Source organism: Selenomonas sp., from assembly GCF_052169755.1.
Classification (GTDB): domain Bacteria; phylum Bacillota; class Negativicutes; order Selenomonadales; family Selenomonadaceae; genus Selenomonas.
Genome location: NZ_JBQNBV010000021.1, coordinates 1 through 21,161 on the forward strand (window position 1 = coordinate 1; position 21,161 = coordinate 21,161).

Sequence of the window (21,161 nt, forward strand, 5' to 3'; positions counted from 1 at the left end):
CGACGCCGATTCCCATGTACTATCGCATCACGGCATTTGGCATATTCGGGCAGCTCACCGAGCCGTCAAATGTCGTCGAAAATCCGAATTTTAAGGAGCCGCTGCGCCCTCGCCCCATCTTCTCCTACACCAAAAGTCATCCGGCAAGCCGCAAACCGTTTCTCGTATGGCATACAATTCCCGGCGCCGTTTGCTACGAACTGGAAATTCTTTCGGATGAGCCGGATGCAGAGGGGGGAACAACTCTTTCCAGCAAAAATCATCTCTACAGCACGAATCAAATCTTCACGAACGGCTATCAAGCGGATCTCAGCCCTTTTGTAAATACCGAAACGAAAACTTTGTATTGGCGCGTGCGCGCCCTCGGTTTTCATCATGAAAAGATCGGGGAATTTTCCGAAGCGGAGCCGATCTATATCGATGCAAAGGAGCCGCTTCCCACGAAGCCCTTGATCAACAACTTCGACCGGATGCCAAATGCGACGCAGCCCGTCTATCCCGTTTACCAGTGGATACCCTTGAACGGCATCGAAACCTATGAAGTCGAACTCATGGTGACGCCGCTCCTTCCCGAAGAAAAAAACAATGCGCTGCCTGCAAAAAATCGTCAATGGTCGCAAAAAGTCACGGGTTCTTTCAGCTGCTATGACGAATATGCACGTCCTTATGCCGGAGATTACTATTGGCGCGTGCGTGCGATCGACGCGAACGGCAGCACGATCGGCACTTACTCCGATGTTGAGAAATTCTCTGTGAAGGAGAAAAACAACCGCATCTTTGCTGCAGCTTTCGGCGACAGCATAACACACGGCGGCGGCGCTTTGTCATTTTCGCCCATTGATCTTGAATACAGCTTCACGACATATCTTGATTTCCCCACGGTCAATATCGGGCGCAGCGGCGATACGGCGCATACCTCGATGCTTCGCTTTGAAAAGGACGTCCTCTACTTTCATCCTTACAACTTGTTGATACTCACGGGGTCAAACAGCCTGCGCGCCGAAGAAATAAGCGCCGATCAGATTATCTCTGATCTTGATGCTATAAAAAAGAAGTGCGAAGCAAACGACATCCGCCCAATCTTTTTGACGCTCATGCCCATCAATCCCGCGAACATTCGGAACGCATTCCATGTGGATACCGATCCCGCATGGTGGCAAAAGCTCGTGCGTGTCAACACTTACATCCGCAGTCAGAAGTATTACATTGACTTAGAACCTTACTTTTATGATGAGAATCACACGGTCATGATGCCGAATCTGTCTGTTGATGGACTGCACCCGGATATTCTCGGCAAGATGCTCATGGCGGAAATCATCAATCATCACTACAATTTGCTGAGACGATAACGAATATGCCCCCTGGTCAGAGAAAATCGACCAAGGGGCATATTCTATGTTGTGAATATTTTAGCTGATTTTTCGCAGAGCCGCTTCTGCTTCTTCGGATGACACGAGAATCTCGCGCGGCTTGCTGCCCACGCTTGGTCCGATGATCTTCATTTCTTCCATCGTATCAATCAAGCGGGCGGCGCGTGTGTAGCCGATGCGGAAACGCCGCTGTATGCTTGATGTTGATGCCTGACCCGAGTTCATGACGAGTTCGATGGCATCGCCTAACAGCTCGTCAACTTTCTCCTTTGTCATGTCCTTTTTACTCTCATCCGCTTCCATAGCGGCATTTTCCGTGTATTCGATGATCTCTTGATTTTCCTCCATTTCCTGTCCTTGGCTGCGGATAAAGTCAAGAAGCCGTTCCACTTCCTCATCGCTGACGAAAGCGCCCTGCACACGCTGCGGTTTTGCCGAGCCAACGGGATAAAAGAGCATATCGCCTTTGCCCAAGAGCTTTTCAGCGCCGCTCATGTCCAAGATCGTGCGTGAATCGATCTGCGAGGAAACGGCAAACGATATGCGAGACGGGATGTTCGCCTTGATGATGCCCGTGATGACATCGACGGAAGGACGCTGTGTCGCAAGCACAAGATGTATGCCCGCCGCACGCGCTTTCTGTGCGAGACGGCAGATCGCATCCTCGACGTCGTGAGGTGCGACCATCATGAGATCAGCAAGCTCGTCAATGATGATGATGAGAGCAGGCATTTTTTCTTCGGGTTTGGCTGCATTGAAGCGTGTCATATCGCGCACGCCCGTATCGGCAAATTTGGCATAGCGCTTCTCCATCTCCTGCACCGACCAATTCAAGACGGATGCCGCCTTTTTCGCGTCCGTGACGACGGGAACCATTAGATGTGGAATGCCGTTATAGTTGGAAAGCTCAACCATCTTAGGATCGATGAGGATGAACTTGACTTCATCCGGCTTCGCCTTGAAGAGAACGCTCGTGATGAGCGTATTGATGCAGACGGATTTTCCCGACCCCGTGGCGCCGGCGACGAGCAGATGCGGCATCTTGGCAAGGTCGGCGAAGATGCCTTGTCCGGCAATATCAACGCCCAAGCCAACCGTGAGCTTGGATTTTGCTTCTGCAAAAGCAGGCTTCTCCAAGACCTCGCGCAGACGGATCCCCTCAAGTTCTTTGTTCGGCACTTCGATGCCGATGGCTGCTTTGCCGGGAATTGGCTCGATACGTACGGAAAACGCCGCCAGGCTAAGAGCCAGATCATCCGCTAAGTTTGTGATCTTGCTGACCTTGACGCCGGGCGCCGGTTCAAGCTCGTAGCGCGTGACAGCAGGACCGTGACACGCGTTGATGATCTTCGCCTTGACTTTGAAGTTCTCTAAGGTCTGCGACAAAGTTTGCGCGTTTTCGGCAATCTCCCTTTCCAAAGCGAGGTTCTTCTTCTTTACCTCGGCGGCGAGTATCTCATCTACCTTAGGCAATTCATAAGGCTTCTCTGCAGGATGAACCGCTGCTTGCGCCTGCGCTTCCGAGATCGGCTGCGGCGTGGTCGAAACTGCAGGCGGCGGCAAAGCGGCTTCCTGCGGCAGAGTCGCTGTCATAGCCTGTGTAGAGGTCGTCGGCTGCATCATTGCGAGACGCTTGTCCTGCACTTCCATCGACATGGGTACATCTGCGGGCAAAGGAACAACATCAAAGTCATCGGGAATGTCCGGCGGCGGCTCTGCGGCGATCTCCGGCATCGTATCTATTTTGTCGGAAGCGTATGCGATAGAAAAGGACGGAGATTCCCCTTCATCTGTCGATTCTTCTTGTGCGATTTCCTTGGACACGATTTCTGCCGCAACATCTTCCTCGCGGTGCATTTCGCTAAAATCAAGACGCGCTGATTCTTCCTGCGCGGCAGCAGGCTCAAGCGCGGCAAAAAAATCATCCGCTTCATCCTGCGTTTGCTGCAAGACGGGAGCTTCTTGTATGGAAAAGTCGGAAAATGCCGGCGCAGAAAGCGCTTCCGTCGATCCGCCAGATGTATCATTCGCTGCAAAAACTTCATCAAAAGATTCATCTTTATCTTGATTGTAAAAAGAGTTTCTGATCCTTTCGCGTACATGATCTTCCAAGATATTTTCCGCCTGCACCACCTTTTGCTGTGCGACAGTGAGCGTATCTTTCGCCTTGACGATGCTTTCCTCCGCTTGTTTTTTTGTGCGCAGCATTCCCACAGCAAGCGACCATTTAGTAGAAAGCAGGACAGCGACGACAACGCCGGTACAGAGGAGAATGATGCCTCCCGTCGCACCGAAAAATTTACGGATGAAAAAGAGCAGTCCGCCGCCCAACAGTCCGCCTGCATTCGGCAGATATTCCGGCAATATCTCCGCCCCTACGGGTACAAGAAAATGGTGAAGTATGGCAAGCAGGGAAACAAAGAGTCCGATGAGTCCAAAAAAGTGCGTAGAATAGACGATGCCGCGATGCTTCGTTACATATTGCATACCGATGAGCAAAATGACTCCTGATGCAACCCAAGCGCCTAATCCAAAAAGATAGCGAAGAAATTTGGCAAAATACAAACCGATAAAACCAACATTCCAATCGAGTAAGCCACCGACGGATATAAGACCTACGGCGAGGAAAAGCAGACCTATGATCTCATAGCGTCTGCCTGTGGGGGCAGATGACATCGACGTCATCTTTTTATTTCTTGCCCGAGGTTTTCCCCTGCTCTTTCCCTTGCCGTTATTAGAAATTTTCTTTTTCAAAACGACATCACCTATCTAAAAGAAACATGGATATTCCTAAAATCACAGCAGCCCATAGCGGGCTGCTGCAAAATACACACGAAATAAATGGAACGAGATTCTTCCCAATAACGGGAGATTTAAGCTTCAAGAAGATGCGCCACTCGACGTTTTGTTTCAAACAGGATACGTTCCTCGTCAAGCGTCAGAAGCTCGCGCTTTTCCATGAGGATGCGGCCATCGACGATAACGGTATCGACGGAAGCGGCGTTGGCGGAATAAACGAGGAGCGATACAGGATCATGACGCGGCACCCATGCGGGGCTGTTCATATCAAAGAGAGCGATGTCTGCCTTATAGCCTTCCTTTAAGCTCCCTACCTCAGATAGACCGACAGCTTTCGCTCCGTATACCGTCCCCATACGCAGCGCCTCTCGTGCAGGTACGGCTTCGGGATCATAGCTCGCGACCTTGTGCAGCATGGCGGCGAGATTGACTTCTTCGAGCATGTCGAGGTTGTTGTTGCTCGATGCACCGTCTGTACCGAGTGCAACGCAGACATCTTCTTTGAGGAGACGCGGTACGGGCGCGATGCCGCTCGCAAGCTTCATATTGCTGCCGGGATTGTGCGCGACACGGATGCCGTACTTCTTGATGATGGCAACATCTTCATCGTCCAGATGCACGCAGTGCGCTGCCAGCGTGCCGTTGTCGAAAAGCCCCGTAGAAGCGACATGCGCGAAAGGACGCTTGCCGTATTGTTTGAGGCAGTCCTCCACCTCCCCTTTCGTTTCCGACATGTGGATGTGGATTTCTGCACCAAGCGCCTTGGCTGTTTCCGCAACTTTACGCAGATAATCGGGCGGGCATGTGTAGAGCGCGTGCGGTCCGAACATCACCGTGATGCGCCCTGCGGCTTTCTTGTGCCAGTTTTTGAAAAGCGTCGCGTTCTCTTGCAGTTTTTCGTCAGCATCGGGCGCGACGCCGATCAAACCGCGTGAAAGCACGGCACGCAGCCCCGACGTCTCGACGACCTCGGCGACCTTTTCCATATCGGGGCCGTACATATCGGCGAATGTCGTCGTACCGCTTTGGATCATTTCCACGGCGGCAAGCATTGCGCCCCAATAAACGTCTTCGTTCCGCATCTTCGCTTCGATCGGCCAGATCTTTTGCTGCAGCCAATCCATGAGTTTCATATCGTCCGCATAGCTCCGAAGAAGCGTCATCGAAGCATGGGTATGTGCGTTGACAAAACCGGGAACGGCAAATTTATCCTTCGCGTCAATCGTGCGATCGGGCTTCCACGAAGCGGGGACCTCGCCGATCGCCGTGATCTTATCGCCCTCAATCGCGATGCTTCCTTCCTGCACTACACCATCCGCTTGGAAGATATGTGCATGGGAAATCAGAATCTTCATCTTCTGCACCTCTTCTCAGGCGAGTCCGAGATATGCCTTCTGTTCATCTGTCAGATAGTCGATGGCTACACCCGAAGCCTTGAGTTTGAGTTCGGCGATTTTCGTATTGATTTCATCGGGCATCAAATAGACCTTTTTATCCAACTCTGCATGATGGTTGAGGATGTGAAGCGCCGAGAAGAACTGCACGCCGAAGGAGAGATCCATGATCTCCGCCGGATGTCCGTCGCCCGCTGCGAGATTCACAAGACGTCCTTCGGCAAGGAGATAGAGCTTCCTGCCGTCCTTCTGCTTAAATTCTTCGATGTTCTTGCGCACCGTACGACGCGATACGGAGATTTCCTCAAGCTCGGGGATGTTGATTTCCACGTCAAAGTGACCGGAATTCGCCATCATGGCGCCGTCTTTCATGACTTCATAATGATGCTTGCGCAAAACGTCCTTATCGCCCGTCAAGGTCAGGAAGATGTCACCGATGCGCGCCGCTTCATCCATTGGCATGACGCGGAAACCGTCAAAGACCGCCTCGATCGCCTTGATCGGGTCGACTTCCGTAATGACGACGTTCGCCCCAAGCCCCTGAGCGCGCATGGCGCCGCCCTTGCCGCACCAGCCGTAGCCGGCGATGACGACAGTCTTGCCGGCGATACCGAGATTCGTCGTGCGCATGATGCCGTCCCACGTCGATTGTCCCGTGCCGTAGCGGTTGTCGAACAGATACTTGCAATAGGCGTCGTTCGCCGCGATCATCGGGAACTCAAGCTTCCCTGCACGGGCGAGCGAATGCAGACGATGTACGCCCGTCGTCGTTTCCTCCGAGCCGCCGAGGACGTTGGGCAGAATTTCGCGGCGCTTCGTATGCAGGATATTCACGAGATCGCCGCCATCGTCGATGATGATATCAGGTTTTATGTCGAGCGCCTTGTTGATGTACTCTTCATACGCTTCATCGCTGCAGCCATGCGTTGCAAAAACGTGCAGTCCGTCCTCGACGAGCGCCGCAGCGATGTCATCCTGCGTAGACAGAGGATTGCTGCCCGTGATGGCAACTTCTGCGCCGGCATTCTTCAGGATCAGCGCCAAGTACGCCGTCTTTGCTTCGAGATGGAGCGTGATGACGATCTTCTTGCCTGCAAAAGGTTTTGTCACGGAAAATTCCTTGTTGACATTTTCCATAACGGGCATGAAATTTTTGACCCAGTTGATCTTGTCATGGCCGGACGGTGCGAGTTTGATGTCTTTGATCATGGATTCCATGTGAGTTGTTCCTCCTAAAAATCGTTTGCCGCAAAGCGATTATCTGTGCAGCATTTTATCCAAATAGATGTAATTGGTGAGATCTGTTTGAAGCGGCGTGACGGAGATGTAGCCACGCTCTGCGGCAGCGATGTCCGTCGCTTCACTGTTGCCCTCGTCGAGAATCTCTCCGCCGAGAAAGTAACATTCTTTACCGTCTTCGTCCTCCATCTTTTGAAAAGCATTGATATAATCGCGGCGACCAAGCTGCGTAAAGACGAACTGCGGACCATCCTCGCTGAATTTCCTCGGGAAATTCACATTGTAGAAGTTCGCAGTTCCCTCTTCGTAAAGAATCGACGCAAGATTCTCTTCCAAGAGTTTTGCAGCCGTATCATACGAAATCTCAGACTTCATATCGAGGGATACGGCAGTCGCCGTAATTCCGTGCAGATATGCTTCCATAGCGGCGTTGGCTGTGCCGGAATACAGTACATCCGTGCCGAGATTCGCTCCGTGATTGATGCCCGAGATTACATACTCCGGATATATATCGGAAGAAATCGCTTCAAGGTAAAGTTTCACGCAGTCTGCGGGCGTACCCTCGATGCGGTATGCCGCTACGCCGTATTTCTCTTCTAGGGGGCGATAGCGGTCGAGACGAATGCACCGCTTAACCGTAATCGCATGGGACATGCCGCTCTGCTCAAAGGCCGGGGCAGCCACGACGACCGTATGATGCGGCGAAAGCACGCGTACAAGAGCCTCGATGCCGCTGGCTTCAATGCCGTCGTCATTTGTTAGTAATATACGCAAAACATCCCTCTTTTCCTGTGATAGATCAAGGCGACAAGCGCACTGTGACCCTCGTGCCGGGCAGGATTTCTGCACCCGTTTCCTCGGGAATCGAAATGCGCACATGAATCTTCTCCGGCAAAGATTCTTCACCATCGCCTGCTTCGGCATCATCCTCTATATCCTGAACCGTTCCCTGCATTTCGCGGCCGTTCAAACGGTAAGAGGCAAACTGCCCCAAGCGCACAGTCTCTTTCTGCTTGACGTCAATCTGAGCATCAAGCCACAAATCTTCGGCGTTGCCGATATTGGCAATGGTCTGCCCGCTGCTGATCCTGCTCCCGACAGAAACGCCTTCTGCAAGATAGAGTGTACCGGAAACGGTCGCTGTAATATCCGTACCCGCTTTATCCTGCTGTGCCTTTGTCAGAGCGATCTCTGCCTGCTTCAAGAAAAGTTCTGCCTGTTTGATCTGTTCCGCAGAAGCAGGCTGCATGACGGTGTGATAGCTTGCCGCAGGCGCACGCGCCTGATCGGCAGCAAGAGCAGCGTTGTAGGCTGCTTCTGCTTCATCGCGCTTGACGGCGCTGATCGCCCCCATCGCATGGAGTTCGTTCATGCGTTCAAGACGTTGTCTCGCGGCTTCCGTATCGGCAGCCGCGATGGGAGCATCGCTCATCATAGGCTGTGTAACGGCGATGCCTTTTTGCAGATCAGCCAGGCTCTTTTTCGCCAAGTCGACGTTTTGCTGTAGCTGCACAAGATCTTCGTCTGTAACATTGAGCTTGATGTGCGCAATGACATCTCCTGCATTCACATGAGCGCCATCCGTAACTAAGATCTCGGAAATCGTGCCGTCCGCTTTCGCCTTTGCAGGCACGAGCGCACTCTTCACCTGTACATCTTCCAACGTCACCGTGTTGTGCGCACGCTGGTAGAGCCATACGCCGCCAATCGTGAGCGCGGTGAGCGTCAAGAAGCCAAGCAAGCCGAACTGCAAAAATCGGATGGCTTTTTTTGTAACATCAACTTCCAGAAAAATCCCCCCGCTCCGAAGCAAGTCAACAACATCGAGCGTGCGCTAAAAAATTCTGCATTACGCAAGCTGTTCGGTAAGAACTCGCTCGGCTTCTTGCAGTGCTTCCGGCATCTTTGCAGGCTCTTTGCCGCCCGCCTGCGCCATCTCTCTGCGCCCGCCGCCGCCGCCGCCAACGATCTTTGCCGCCGCCTTGACGATGTTGCCCGCATGAGCGCCTTTCGCGGCAGCATCCTCGCCCACTTTTGCCACGAGGTTGACTTTGCTCTCATGCGCGGCGGCAAGCACGACAACGCCGCTCTTCAGACGGTCGAGAAGCATGTCGGCGATCTTACGCAGATCGTCCATATTGTCGGCTTCGACGATTCCCGCAGCAAAAGAAACACCCGCTATTTGCTTCTGCTGGGCGAGCAGAGCATCAACATCGCCCATAGCGCGTTCCTTCGTGAAGGAGGCGATTTCCTGCTTGAGTTTCTTATTATCCGCCAAAGTGTTCTCAATGTGCGAAAGCACCTCGTCCTCGCGGCACTTGAACGTGTGCGCGGCAGTAGCCAAAGCATCTGCCTTTTCGTTCATATAATCGATAGCGGCTTTGCCCGTCAAAGCTTCGATGCGGCGTACGCCCGAGGCGATGCCCGTTTCGCTGACGATCTTGAACATGCCGATCTCGCCGATGTTCTTCACATGCGAACCGCCGCAGAGTTCCATGCTGAAATCCGGCACGGAAACGACGCGCACGACATCGCCGTACTTCTCGCCGAAAAGCGCCATCGCACCCATTTCCTTTGCCTTGTCAATCGCCATGTGCGCGACTTCAACCGACTTCGCCATGAGAATCTGCTCGTTGACAAGGCGTTCGACCTCCTGCAGCTGCGTCGCAGTCACAGGCTCAAAATTGGAGAAGTCGAAGCGCAGGCGATCCGGCATGACCAAGGAGCCTGCCTGATTGACCTGTTCGCCGACGACGCGCTTCAATGCCGCCTGCAAAAGGTGCGTCGCTGTGTGATTGCGCGCCGACGACAGCTTCTTCACCATATCGATTCGAATGGAAACCTTGTCGCCGACCCTCAACATGCCCTCTTCTACATAGCCGATATGATAAACGGTACCGTCGGGCAGCTTCTTGGCGTTTGCGACTTGGATGCGTCCAAGCTCGCTCTCAAAAAGACCGGCGTCACCGACCTGACCGCCGCCTTCCGCATAGAAAGGCGTCGTCTGTAAAATGATGCCCGCCTCTTCGCCGTCGGTAAGCTCATCAACGAGAGCGCCGTCCTTCCATATAGCAACAACCGTTGATTCCTTCGCATTGTCGTCAACGCAAAGATGCGTCGTATCAATGCTCGAAAGGTCAGGCACAGCGACGCGCTGATTTTCCTGCCGTGCGGCACGAGCACGTTCGCGCTGCTTTGTCATCGACTTTTCAAACGCTTCTTTATCAAGTTCCATATCGTTTTCATGCAGGATCTCATCGGTGACTTCCCACGGGAAGCCGTATGTATCATACAGTTTGAAGCCGATCTCGCCGGCAAGAATCTTTTTCCCTTCGCGTTTCAAGTCGTCAATATGACCATTCAAAAGCTCCATACCTTGTGCAAGTGTAGCAGCGAAGCGATCTTCTTCGATACGGATGACCTTCTTGATATATTCTTTCTTTTTGGCAAGCTCTTCAAAATCCGCTGCACCCTTATAAATTTCGGCGACAGCGTCGATCGCGCCCTCCAAGAATTTATCATGTATGCCGAGGATCCGACCATGACGCACGGCGCGGCGCAGGATGCGGCGCAGCACATAGCCTCGCCCTTCGTTCGACGGCAAGATGCCGTCCATAATCATGATCGCCATGCTGCGTGCGTGATCGGCGATGACCTTGAGCGAGACGTCCTTCTCCGCATTCTCGCCATAAGCGACGCCTGATGCCTTCGAGGCGTATGCAATGATGGGATAGAGCAAATCTGTCTCGAAGTTCGTCTTCTTATTCTGCAGCACCGATGCCAGTCGTTCAAGACCGCAGCCCGTATCAATGTTCTTGTGCTCAAGCGGATTGTACTGTCCGTCTTCCGTACGATCGAACTGCGTAAAGACGAGATTCCATATTTCGAGGTAGCGGTCGCAGTCACAGCCGACGGCACAGTCGGGACTGCCGCAGCCGCGCTCTTCGCCAAGGTCGATGTAGATCTCCGAATCGGGCCCGCACGGACCGGGACCGATCTCCCAGAAATTGTCGTCGAGCTTCACGATATGATCCTGTGGAAAATCAGGCTGTTCGCGCCAGATCGCGGCAGCTTCATCGTCCTTCGGATAGACCGTAACCCAGAGCTTTTCCTTCGGCAGATCCAAAACGTCGGTCAAAAACTCCCACGCCCAAGGAATTGCTTCCTTCTTAAAATAATCGCCGAACGAGAAATTCCCGAGCATCTCAAAATATGTCTGATGACGCGCCGTGCGCCCAACGTTTTCAATATCGCCCGTGCGCACGCAGCGCTGGCTCGTCGTGATGCGCGTGCGCGGCGGCTTCATTTTGCCCGTAAAGAACGGTTTGAACGGCGCCATGCCCGCGCCGATCATCAAAAGCGTCGGATCGTCCGCCGGAATGAGCGATGCGCTCGGCAAACGCAGATGCCCTTTCTTTTCTGCAAAGAACTGCAAATATGCTTCACGCAATTCATTTCCTGTCATGTATTTCAAAAGAACCTACCTCCATCAGAGATTCCGGCACACACGAACAAATTCTATTTTACATCCATTCGTCTGACCTCATACTAACGAATAATTATATCATATCTTGCCGTCATTGTTCCAGTCATTTCAAGATATGATGTCAATATCGCCGATCAGATGCAGAAATTCTTCTTCCGTCAAGATCTTAACGCCGAGCTGCTCCGCCTTTTGCAGTTTGCTGCCGGCATTTTCACCCGCGACAAGGTAATCCGTCTTTTTCGAAACGGAGCCTGTCACGCGGCCGCCGTGCTGCTCGATCAAGGCGCTGATTTCTCTGCGCCCGAACCTTTCCAATGTACCTGTGACGACAAACGTCATATCGGCGAATACATCGTCCTGCGCCGCGCGTTCCTGCGCCGTCGTCGCAACGCCAAGATGCTGCAGCTCACGAAAAATCCTGGCATTGCCTTCATTTTGAAAATATGCTTGAATGGCGGCTGCGCTGGTTTCTCCCATATCGCGCACGGAAAGAATCGCTTCTTTATCCGCGTTTTCCAAGGCGTCAAGCGTCTTGAATCGCTGCATAAGGGCAGCTGCAGCAGCCTTGCCGATGCCGGGGATCCCCAAGCCCGTCAAGAGGCGCTGCGGCTCGTTCTTCTTTGCTTCTTCAATCGCCAAAAGCAGCTTGTCCGTATTTTTTTCCTTGCCGACCACGCCATGCGCGATCAGTTCATCCCGATGATTTTTCAATCGGAAGATGTCGGCAATATTATGGAGCACTCCTGTTTCAATCAAAGCGGCGATGTTCTTTGCCCCTAAACCCTTGATGTCCATAGCATCGCGGCCGACGAAATTCAAGATATGGCTTTCCACCTGCGCCGGACATGCCTGATTGATACACTTGACGTCCGCAGAGTCCGCTTCCCGCACAGTTTTTGAGCCGCAGACAGGACAATGATCGCCGATCTTGAACGGAACCGTTCCCAGCGGTCGTTTTTCCTTCACGACCGTTTTGACTTTTGGAATGATCTCTCCCGATTTATAGACGACGACGGTATCGCCCACACGCACATCGAGATCGTCGATGAAATCCTGATTGTGCAGTGTCGCACGCTCGACGGTCGTGCCGCAGAGGCGGATGGGATCGAACGTCGCCGTCGGCGTAATGCGCCCTGTCCGCCCGACGGAAAGCATGATGCTGCGCACGACGCTCTCCTTCTCTTCCGGCGGATATTTATAGGCGATCGCCCAGCGCGGCGCTTTCGAGGTCGCGCCGAGGAGCTCTCTTTGCCGAAAATCGTTGAGCTTGACCACGGCGCCGTCGATATCATAGGGCAACTCACCGCGTGAGCCGCCGATATCTTCGATGGCATGCCAGACTTCCTCTGCCGTATGGCAAATGTGGTAGGCATGAATGACCTTGATGCCCTGCCGCTGCATGAAATCGTAGGCTTCGACATGCGTTTGAAAATCTTTGCCGCGCACTGCCTGCAAATTGAACACAAAGAGCGATAGCCCGCGCTCCTTCGTGATGCGGCTGTCAAGCTGGCGCAGCGTTCCCGCCGCACAGTTGCGCGGATTGGCGAAGAGTTTGCGTCCGAGCATCTGCCGCCTTTCATTGACGGCATCGAATGCCGCCTTTGTCATATAGACTTCGCCGCGTACCTCGAAGTACGGCAGCGGCTCTTTGAGCGTATGTACGACATCTTCGATGACTTTGGCGTTTTCCGTGACGTCTTCGCCCTGTACGACGCCGTCGCCGCGCGTGACAGCGCACACAAGTTCGCCGTTTTCGTAGCGCAGCGCAAGGGACAACCCGTCAATCTTTTCTTCGACGATGAAGGTAGGATTTTCCACGCGCTCCTGCAAATCATACACAAAGGCTTCGATCTCTTCGCGCGAAAACACGTCTTGGAGCGATAGCATCGGTACATCGTGCTTCACGAATGCTCCCGCCGTGCGCTTTGCCGCGCCGCCAACCCGCTGTGTCGGTGAGTTTTCCGTGATAAGCTCGGGATACTCTTTTTCCAACGCTTTCAAGCGCAGCATGAGCTGATCGTATTCGTAGTCGCTGATTTCGGGATTATCGTCGTTGTAATAGCGCACATTGTGGCGGCGGATCGTGCGCCGCAGCTGTGTCATCTCTTTTTTTACTTCTTGCATGTCCATAAGAACCTCAGACTTTCTCAATCGGGGCGTACTTTTGCATCAGCCCCTTGATGCCGATTTGCGGGAACGCGATCTTCAGCTCGACTTCTTCGCCCTCTCCCTTGACGGAAACGATCGTGCCGATGCCCCACTTGCCGTGACGCGCCTTATCGCCGGCACGCCATGTCACATCCATGCGCGGGCGAATGGCAGCGGTCGAGGCAGGACGCACCGCGCGGGGAACAGGCGGTTCGGGCGAAAGCGGCGCAGAGGAAGAAGTCGCTGCTCCTTGCAAACTTTGCAGAATTTCAAAAGCGGACTGCGGTTTCCCCTGTCGCAGCGACGCTGCGTATGTACTTTTCCCGAAGGGCTGCGCCTGCTCTACATAAGCGTCGGGGATTTCTGCAAGAAATCTCGACGGCGGATAGATATTACCCTTGCCGTAGAGCGTCCGATAGCGTGCATAGCTCAAGTAGAGCTTTCGCTCGGCACGCGTAATGCCGACATAGCAGGTACGCCGTTCCTCTTCGATCTCACTCGGCTCAAGCAAGGTTCGTGCATGAGGGAAGATCCCCTCTTCCATGCCCACGAGGAAGACGATGGGGAACTCCAAGCCTTTTGCCGAATGAAGCGTCATCAGCGTTACTCGATCATCTTCCATATTCGCCGTATCAACATCGGAAACGAGCGCGATTTGGTTCAAGAAATTTTCAAGCGACGGATCATCCTCCGTCGTTTCAAATTCACGCGCCAAGCCGATAAATTCACGCAAATTCTCAATGCGCGTCTGCGCCTCCGGCGTATTCTGTTTCTCCAAATCCTTGATATACCCCGTATCGTCGAGCAAGGCTTCGATAAACGCAGAAAGCGGCATGACGCTGATCTTTCCGATGAGATTAAAAAGAAGTGCAGAAAACGCTTCGAGCAAATTCTTCGTGCGCGTCTTGAATCCCAAGGTATCGAGCGCTTCCGGACTAGACAGAACGTCAAACATCGAAGCATCCTGTTCTGCGGCGTACTCTGTGAGCTTGGCAATTGTCGCGGCGCCGATGCCGCGCTTGGGCACGTTGATAATGCGCAGGAGGCTCACAGCATCGAACGGATTATAGAGAACGTGCAGATAAGCAACGATATCCTTGATTTCCATGCGGTCATAGAACTTCAAGCCGCCGACCATCGTGTAGGGCACGCCCGTCGCCATCATCGCTTCTTCGAGAACGCGCGACTGTGCATTCGTGCGGTAAAGCACGGCGATGTCGCCATAGGCGACGGAAAAGAGCGTCTTTTGCTTCTGCACGGTATCGACGACGAATCGCGCCTCGTCGCGCTCATCGTTCGCTTGATAGACGGCGATCTTCTCTCCCGCGGCATTCTCCGTCCAGAGTTTCTTGGGCTTGCGGTTCGTATTATTTGCTATGACGGCGTTTGCCGCCGCTAGAATCGTCTTTGTCGAGCGGTAGTTTTGCTCAAGTTTGATCGTCTTTGCGTTCGGGAAATCCTTCTCAAAATTCAAGATGTTGCTGATGTCCGCACCGCGCCAGCCGTAGATCGACTGGTCGGCATCGCCCACGACGCAGAGGTTTTGATGCTCGCCTGCCAGAAGCGTCGTGAGCCTGTACTGTGCGCCGTTCGTATCTTGATATTCGTCGATAAGAATGTAGCGGAAACGCCGCTGGTATCTTTGGCGAAGCTCGTCGTTGTTTTCGAGAAGATCGACGGAAAGCAGCAGGAGATCGTCAAAATCCAAAGCATTGTTCTCGCGCAGCTTCTTGTCGTAGAGACTGAAAAGCTCCGCAATCTTCTTCGCATGGAACGTATCCGCCTGCCTTGCGTAAGCGCGCGGGCCGAGCATGAGATTCTTCGCGTTCGAAATGGCGCTCTGCACCTTCGCGGGCGCGAATTGTTTGTCGTCGAGATTCAGCTCCTTGAGGCACGCCTTGATAACAGTCTTGGAATCCGACGTATCGTAGATGACGAAATTCTTCTTGTAGACTTCGCCCGCTTCGATCTCACGCCGCAAAAAGCGTGCGCAGAACGAATGGAAGGTACTGAGCCAGACTTCCTTGCCCAAGCCGCCGATCATGCGGTCAACACGCTCGCGCATCTCTGCAGCCGCCTTGTTCGTAAATGTGATCGCCAAGATCCGATACGGCGGCACGCCGTGCGCCAGAAGATTGGCGATGCGGCATGTGAGCACCTTCGTCTTGCCCGAGCCGGCTCCCGCCATGATGAGCAAAGGTCCGTCGATATGCGCGACGGCTTCTTGCTGCATGGGATTCAAGCCTTGAAAAATATCCACTGTATCAACCTCGCAAATTCAGCTTGCGCACGGCAAGCGAAAAGGCTGCCGCAGGTATACTGCAACAGCCTATGGTAGGAACTCACTGCTTCTTGATCAATTTGACGGCTTCCGAAAGCGGCGGAATGATCTGCTTCTTGCGCGACATGACGCCGGGCAGATAGATATGCGTGCCGCTGGCATCCTTATGGAATGCCTCTCCGATCAAGGTCTTGGGCGATCCTGCATAGAGCAGATGCGTTCCCTCGGCGATGATGTCCGTGACCATGACGAGGCTCATGTCATAGCCCTCTTTCTTGCAGACGTCCGTCATGCTTTTGATGATGTCCGTTTCAATCTCCATGACTTCCTTCGGATCCATCACGGAAATCTGGCTGACGATGACGCGATAATCACCGATCTGGAACTCCTTCATATCGTTCTTGGTGATCTCAAGCGGCGACATGTTGCCGATGCCAGAACCTGCCTTGAGCATCGCCATGCCATACTCCATCACATCGACGTCGGCGATTTCCGCCAGACGCTCCGCCGTTTTCTTATCGTAGGGCGTGCAGGTCGGCGACTTAAAGAGTACGGTGTCGGAAAGGATCGCCGAGAGAAGCAGACCTGCAATCGACGGCGGGATATCGACATCTCGATGCCAGTGCATATTCGCCACGATCGTCGCCGTGCAGCCCACAGGCTCTTGGCGCGTGAAGATCGGCTCGCTTGTCTGGATGCCGCCGAGACGATGATGATCTATGATCTCAAGGATCTTCGCTTCCTCGATACCCTCGACCGCCTGTCCTCGCTCATTGTGGTCGACTAAGATGACGCGCTCGCGCTCCGGCACCATGAGCATGTCCTTGCTCACAAGACCGACGAGTTTGCCATTTTCTACAACGGGATAATTTCGGTAGCTGTACTGTTCCATCGTACCCTTGATGTCGCTCAAAAGATCGAGCGGCTTAAAGGCGACGATATCCTCCTGCATGATGCGCTTGACGGGAACGCACTGGTTGATGAGTCGCGCACAGGTATACGTGTCGTAGGGCGTATTGATAATGAGCATGTGACGCGCTTCTGCCTCTTCGACGACGCTTGCCGACACCCTGCCGTTGCCCGTGACAATCATGCAGTCGATTCCCTGTTTCAAGCAGTCGATCAGCGTTTCGTCCCTACGGTCGCCGATGAGGACGACATCGTGTTCCTTGACGACATCTTGAATCATGTGGATGCTGCCGGCGGCGATGCGCACATTGCCGCGAATCTTGCCGCCCTCGTCGCCGCTGACGATAACTTCACCGTCGATGACACGAATCATATCGCGGAAGGAAACACCGGCGTCGGCAAGATTCTGCATACTGAGTTCCTTGAAGTAGCGCTGCGCGAGATCACTGACCGTCACAATGCCGACGAGCTGCTCTTCTTTATTGACGACGGGAACGGACTTCAAATCGTTTTCACGCATGATTTCACCGAGATGGCGCAGACTGTCCGTCTCCTTGACGACGGTCTTGCAGTCAAGCGTGATATCCTTCACGCGCGGATAGAGATCCGTGATGAGGAGCGGCTGCTCCACGCGGAAGTGGTTCAGAGCGAATTTCGTCTCCTCATTGATCTTGCCCGCACGCGCCGGCACGACATTCTCGCCCATCGCCTGCTTCAGATGCGCATAGCCGATGGCGGAGCAGATGGAATCCGTATCCGGATTGCGATGCCCTATCGTATAGATCGGTTTCGTATTTTTCATCGAAAAGAAGCCTCCCGTTTTCAGATGATATATGATGATTTCCATTATAGCCTACGATACACACGAAAAGCAAGCCCGCATCGGCAAGATAGAAAATCATATCTTGCCGATGCAGGCTGCATGTACGATCTTTTTCTCCTCACCGTCGAGCGTCAGCGCTTGATGCAGTGCGGCTTCATCAAACCGACCGACAGCACATGCGCCCAAGCCCAGCGCCTGTGCTGTCAGATAGAGATTCTGCCCGATATGACCGGCATCGAGATAGATATACTCGTAGACCTTGCGCCCGTATGTGCGTATGCCGGAGAGGATGTCGGCGACCCAGAGGAACATCGCTGCGCTTTGCTGTACCATCGCTTGCTGCTCAAAAGCGGCAAGCGCATCCTGTGCAAGCTCTTCTGCAACATCCAGCTTCTTCAGCACATGTTCCACAGGCAAGAATTGATAAAAGCCTCGGGGGACGTCCTCTGCGTTCGAAAGATACAGCAAGGTCGTCAACGGATGGAGCGCCGCTGCCGACGGGACATTGCGCAGCGTGCGTCCGCTTTCAGCGATCATCTTGACGCCCTGCGTGCACCAGAGGAGATAGGAAAGCTCCTGCAAAGACAACGGCTCCGTTGTATATTGCCTGCGGCTTGCGCGAAGCTCGATGAGTTCGAGGAAGTTGATTTCCTTGTCGGGCAGAAGATCCGGCTCGGGCAGGCGCAGGATTGCAGCGTTCATCTCAGACATCGGGACGCACGCCGTCCTTGCCCGTGAATTGATGATAGTTGCCGCCGCTCCTGCGGTTCATCAGCTCGACGAACAGCTCGTCCGGCACGATGTTGTGGAACGCGAGAAGCACGAGACAATGATACCAGAGATCGCCCATCTCATAGAGAATGTCGCTCTTCGCCATATTCTTCGAGGCGATGATGGTTTCTGCCGCTTCTTCACCCACTTTTTTCAAGATCTTGTCCTGTCCCTTGTCGAAGAGATAATTCGTGTACGAGCCATCGACCGGGTGGACGCGCCGCTCTTGGATGACGTGATAGACGGCATTGAGGACTTCTGCCAGCGAGGTCTGCGGCTCGTCAGTGATGACGGCGATGCCCTTCTCGTCCTTGCCCAGCCTGCGCCCGCTGAAGCACGAGTATGTACCCGTGTGACACGCGACGCCCGTCTGATGAACGCGCACGAGAAGCGTATCGCCGTCGCAGTCGTACAAAATCTCTTTGACCTGCTGCACGTTGCCCGAAGTTTCTCCCTTGCGCCAGAGTTTTTTGCGCGAGCGGCTGTAAAACCATGTGAATCCCGTTTCCAAGGTTTTTTTCAGCGATTCCTCGTTCATGTAGGCGAGCATCAGGACTTCGCCGTTTTCCTCCTGCACGATGGCAGGAACAAGACCCTGTTCATCAAAATGTATCATGGAAATATCAACAGAAGTATTCATAATCTGACCTCCACTCCACGATTCTTCAGATACTCCTTGACTTCCCTTATGGTAAATTCGCCATAGTGGAAAACCGAGGCGGCGAGAACGGCATCCGCCTTTCCCTCCGTCAGCACATCGTAAAAATGCGAGAGCTTTCCCGCACCGCCCGAGGCGATGACAGGCACCGGAACGCTTTCGGAAACGGCGCGTGTCAACGCGATGTCGTAGCCGTCCTTCGTACCGTCGGCATCCATGCTTGTCAAGAGGATTTCCCCTGCGCCGAGAGCGACGCCTTTCTTCGCCCATTCGAGGCAGTCCATGCCCGTCGGCGTTCTGCCGCCGTTGATATAGACCTCCCATCGACCTTCGCCGCTCTTTCGCGCGTCGATGGCGAGGACGATGCACTGCCTGCCGAACCGTTCCGCGCCAAGGCACAGAACTTCGGGGTCATTGACCGCCACCGTGTTGAAGGAAACTTTATCCGCGCCCGATTTCAAAAGTCTGCGTATGTCCTCGGGCGTGCGTATGCCGCCGCCGACCGTGAACGGAATGAACATCTCGGACGCGCAGGCCTCAGCCATCTGAACGATGGTCGAACGCTCCTCGTGCGATGCCGTGATGTCGAGAAACACCAGCTCGTCGGCGCCTTCGCGGTCGTAACGCGCCGCAAGCTCAACGGGATCGCCCGCGTCGCGCAGACCGACGAAGTTCGTGCCTTTGACGACGCGCCCGTTTTTGACATCGAGACAGGGAATGATGCGCTTCGTATACATTTTACCTCTCTCCTTCGGCGATTTCAATGGCTTTTGCTAAATCGAGCGCACCCGTATAGATGGATTTGCCGACGATCACGCCGCATACCCCCTCGGCTTCGAGCGTTTTCAAGCGGCGGATGTCAGCGAGTGAGCTTACGCCGCCCGAAGCGATGACCGACGCGCCGCTCTCCTTGGCAAGAGCGACCGTCGCCTCCGCATTGACGCCCGCCAGAGTTCCGTCGCGCGAAATATCGGTGTAGATGATCGTGCGGACGCCCGCCTTGACCATGCGCCGTGCCAGCTCGCCCGCTTCTACATCGCCCGAAACGCCCCAGCCGTCAACGGCGACGATGCCGTCCTTGGCGTCGATGCCCACGACGATGCGCTCCTTGTACCGTTGACAAGCCTCTTTTACGAGTTCCGGCTCCTGTACCGCCACGGAGCCGAGGATCACGCGATGTACGCCGAGGGCAAGCGCCGTTTCGATATGTTCGAGTGAACGGATGCCGCCGCCCAGCTCCACCGGAAGCTCGACGCTACGTAAGATACGCTCGACCGTATCGAGGTTCATCGGCTTCTTTGCCAAAGCGCCGTCCAAGTCCACGAGATGAAGGAAGCGTGCGCCGGCATTTTGCCATTTCCGCGCCATTTCTTCCGGTCGGTCGGAAAAAACAGTTTCCTTTGCAAAATCTCCCTTGAACAAGCGTACACATTTGCCGTCTCTTATATCAATCGCCGGAATGATGAGCATACCTTCCGCCCCCTATGGATTCAAAGATTTACAAAATTCTTCAAGATTGCGCTGCCGACCGCGCCCGATTTCTCGGGATGGAATTGGACGGCTTGAACATTGTCCTTCGCCACCGCCGCCGTGACGCATTCGCCGTACGTCGTCTGCGCCGTGATGATTTCAGGCGCTTCGGGCGCGGCATGGTAGCTGTGGACGAAATAGACGTAAGCGCCTGCCGAAATCCCTTGAAAAAGGTCGATCTCCCCGCGCCTCTCTCCAAACGTCAGGGAGTTCCATCCCATGTGCGGAATCTTGAGCTGCGGCGCTTGAATACGGCGCACTCTGCCCGAAAAAATCCCGAGTCCATGAACGTCCGGCGATTCGTCGCTGCCCTCGAAGAGGATCTGCAAGCCCACGCATATCCCGAGAAGCGGCTTTCCTCCTTCGATTTCGCGCCGAATCACAGGAATCAGTCCCGTCGCTTCCAAGCGCTTCATACAGTCGCCGAACGCGCCTACACCGGGCAAAACGAGTTTTTCCGCCGCCGCGATTTTTTCTGCATCGTGTGTGACTTCCACCGCTGCACCCGCGTATAAAAGCGCCTTTTCCACGCTGAAGAGGTTTCCCACGCCGTAATCAATGACTGCAATCATGCCGATCCTCCTACAAAACACCCTTGCTCGACGGCACGCCTTCGATGCGCGGATCTTTGGCAACGGCGATGCGCAGCGCATGACCGAGCGCCTTGAAGATCGCTTCAATCTTGTGATGCGTATTCCTGCCGTAAAGCACCTTGGCATGAAGCGTGATGCCGGCGTTAAAGGCAAAGGCGCG

At 54.1% G+C, this 21,161-nt stretch carries 15 protein-coding genes and 1 pseudogene; 1 reads left to right on the forward strand and 15 read right to left on the reverse strand.

All coding sequences use genetic code 11. From position 1 onward, the window contains the following. A partial coding sequence (locus tag ACTTKG_RS02905; protein WP_442672759.1) for an SGNH/GDSL hydrolase family protein occupies positions 1-1,349 on the forward strand: 1,349 nt, incomplete at its 5' end. Positions 1,350-1,409: 60 nt separating this feature from the next. On the opposite strand, the gene ACTTKG_RS02910 is transcribed toward ACTTKG_RS02905, so the two are convergent. The 15 genes and pseudogenes from ACTTKG_RS02910 to hisB form a co-directional block, all read right to left on the reverse strand. Continuing rightward, a complete protein-coding gene (locus ACTTKG_RS02910) occupies positions 1,410-4,124 on the reverse strand; it encodes a DNA translocase FtsK 4TM domain-containing protein (protein ID WP_442672760.1) in 2,715 nt (904 codons plus the stop codon). A gap of 119 nt (positions 4,125-4,243) precedes the next feature. Further along, a complete protein-coding gene (locus tag ACTTKG_RS02915; protein ID WP_442672761.1) occupies positions 4,244-5,524 on the reverse strand; it encodes an amidohydrolase in 1,281 nt (426 codons plus the stop codon). A gap of 15 nt (positions 5,525-5,539) precedes the next feature. Next, positions 5,540-6,781 (reverse strand): adenosylhomocysteinase, encoded by a 1,242-nt coding sequence (locus tag ACTTKG_RS02920; protein WP_442672762.1) that lies wholly within the window; start codon positions 6,779-6,781, stop codon positions 5,540-5,542. 39 nt (positions 6,782-6,820) lie between these two features. Further along, the gene (surE, locus tag ACTTKG_RS02925; RefSeq protein WP_442672763.1) at positions 6,821-7,576 is read right to left on the reverse strand and encodes a 5'/3'-nucleotidase SurE; all 756 of its coding nucleotides are present in this window, start codon (positions 7,574-7,576) and stop codon (positions 6,821-6,823) included. Positions 7,577-7,601: 25 nt separating this feature from the next. Further along, positions 7,602-8,555: an HlyD family secretion protein gene (locus tag ACTTKG_RS02930; protein WP_442672764.1), complete on the reverse strand. Its 954-nt coding sequence runs from the start codon at positions 8,553-8,555 to the stop codon at positions 7,602-7,604. A 96-nt stretch (positions 8,556-8,651) separates the two neighbouring features. After that, complete coding sequence (gene alaS / locus ACTTKG_RS02935) at positions 8,652-11,267, reverse strand: alanine--tRNA ligase (protein WP_442672773.1); 2,616 nt, start codon at positions 11,265-11,267, stop codon at positions 8,652-8,654. A 129-nt stretch (positions 11,268-11,396) separates the two neighbouring features. Further along, positions 11,397-13,418: an NAD-dependent DNA ligase LigA gene (gene ligA / locus ACTTKG_RS02940; protein WP_442672765.1), complete on the reverse strand. Its 2,022-nt coding sequence runs from the start codon at positions 13,416-13,418 to the stop codon at positions 11,397-11,399. A 7-nt stretch (positions 13,419-13,425) separates the two neighbouring features. Continuing rightward, entirely contained in the window at positions 13,426-15,696 is a 2,271-nt protein-coding gene (pcrA, locus tag ACTTKG_RS02945) for a DNA helicase PcrA (protein WP_442672766.1), read from the reverse strand. Between the two features lie 82 nt (positions 15,697-15,778). Then, positions 15,779-17,428: a putative manganese-dependent inorganic diphosphatase gene (locus ACTTKG_RS02950; protein ID WP_442672767.1), complete on the reverse strand. Its 1,650-nt coding sequence runs from the start codon at positions 17,426-17,428 to the stop codon at positions 15,779-15,781. A 96-nt stretch (positions 17,429-17,524) separates the two neighbouring features. After that, positions 17,525-18,160, reverse strand: coding sequence for a SagB/ThcOx family dehydrogenase (locus tag ACTTKG_RS02955; RefSeq protein WP_442672768.1), 636 nt, complete (start codon positions 18,158-18,160; stop codon positions 17,525-17,527). Continuing rightward, positions 18,153-18,860, reverse strand: a complete 708-nt coding sequence (gene hisIE / locus ACTTKG_RS02960) for a bifunctional phosphoribosyl-AMP cyclohydrolase/phosphoribosyl-ATP diphosphatase HisIE (RefSeq protein WP_442672769.1) — start codon at positions 18,858-18,860, stop codon at positions 18,153-18,155. The genes ACTTKG_RS02955 and hisIE overlap by 8 nt, the downstream gene beginning before the upstream one ends. After that, positions 18,857-19,615, reverse strand: coding sequence for an imidazole glycerol phosphate synthase subunit HisF (gene hisF / locus ACTTKG_RS02965; protein WP_442672770.1), 759 nt, complete (start codon positions 19,613-19,615; stop codon positions 18,857-18,859). The genes hisIE and hisF overlap by 4 nt, the downstream gene beginning before the upstream one ends. 1 nt (position 19,616) lies before the next feature. Beyond that, positions 19,617-20,348 carry a 1-(5-phosphoribosyl)-5-[(5-phosphoribosylamino)methylideneamino]imidazole-4-carboxamide isomerase gene (gene hisA / locus ACTTKG_RS02970; protein WP_442672771.1) on the reverse strand — a complete coding sequence of 244 codons (732 nt, stop codon included), beginning with the start codon at positions 20,346-20,348 and terminating at the stop codon, positions 19,617-19,619. 20 nt (positions 20,349-20,368) lie between these two features. Beyond that, a complete protein-coding gene (gene hisH / locus ACTTKG_RS02975; protein ID WP_442672772.1) occupies positions 20,369-20,980 on the reverse strand; it encodes an imidazole glycerol phosphate synthase subunit HisH in 612 nt (203 codons plus the stop codon). Positions 20,981-20,990: 10 nt separating this feature from the next. Continuing rightward, positions 20,991-21,161, reverse strand: a pseudogene (gene hisB / locus ACTTKG_RS02980) (imidazoleglycerol-phosphate dehydratase HisB); the annotation flags it as partial.

Excerpts from the sequence above, each read along its gene's own strand:
- ACTTKG_RS02915 (WP_442672761.1), bottom strand. The coding sequence starts at position 5,524 with ATGAAGATTCTGATTTCCCATGCACATATCTTCCAAGCGGATGGTGTA.
- ACTTKG_RS02920 (WP_442672762.1), bottom strand. The coding sequence starts at position 6,781 with ATGGAATCCATGATCAAAGACATCAAACTCGCACCGTCCGGCCATGAC.
- alaS (WP_442672773.1), bottom strand. The coding sequence starts at position 11,267 with ATGACAGGAAATGAATTGCGTGAAGCATATTTGCAGTTCTTTGCAGAA.
- ligA (WP_442672765.1), bottom strand. The coding sequence starts at position 13,418 with ATGGACATGCAAGAAGTAAAAAAAGAGATGACACAGCTGCGGCGCACG.
- ACTTKG_RS02950 (WP_442672767.1), bottom strand. The coding sequence starts at position 17,428 with ATGAAAAATACGAAACCGATCTATACGATAGGGCATCGCAATCCGGAT.
- ACTTKG_RS02955 (WP_442672768.1), bottom strand. The coding sequence starts at position 18,160 with ATGTCTGAGATGAACGCTGCAATCCTGCGCCTGCCCGAGCCGGATCTT.
- hisIE (WP_442672769.1), bottom strand. The coding sequence starts at position 18,860 with ATGAATACTTCTGTTGATATTTCCATGATACATTTTGATGAACAGGGT.
- hisF (WP_442672770.1), bottom strand. The coding sequence starts at position 19,615 with ATGTATACGAAGCGCATCATTCCCTGTCTCGATGTCAAAAACGGGCGC.
- hisA (WP_442672771.1), bottom strand. The coding sequence starts at position 20,348 with ATGCTCATCATTCCGGCGATTGATATAAGAGACGGCAAATGTGTACGC.
- hisH (WP_442672772.1), bottom strand. The coding sequence starts at position 20,980 with ATGATTGCAGTCATTGATTACGGCGTGGGAAACCTCTTCAGCGTGGAA.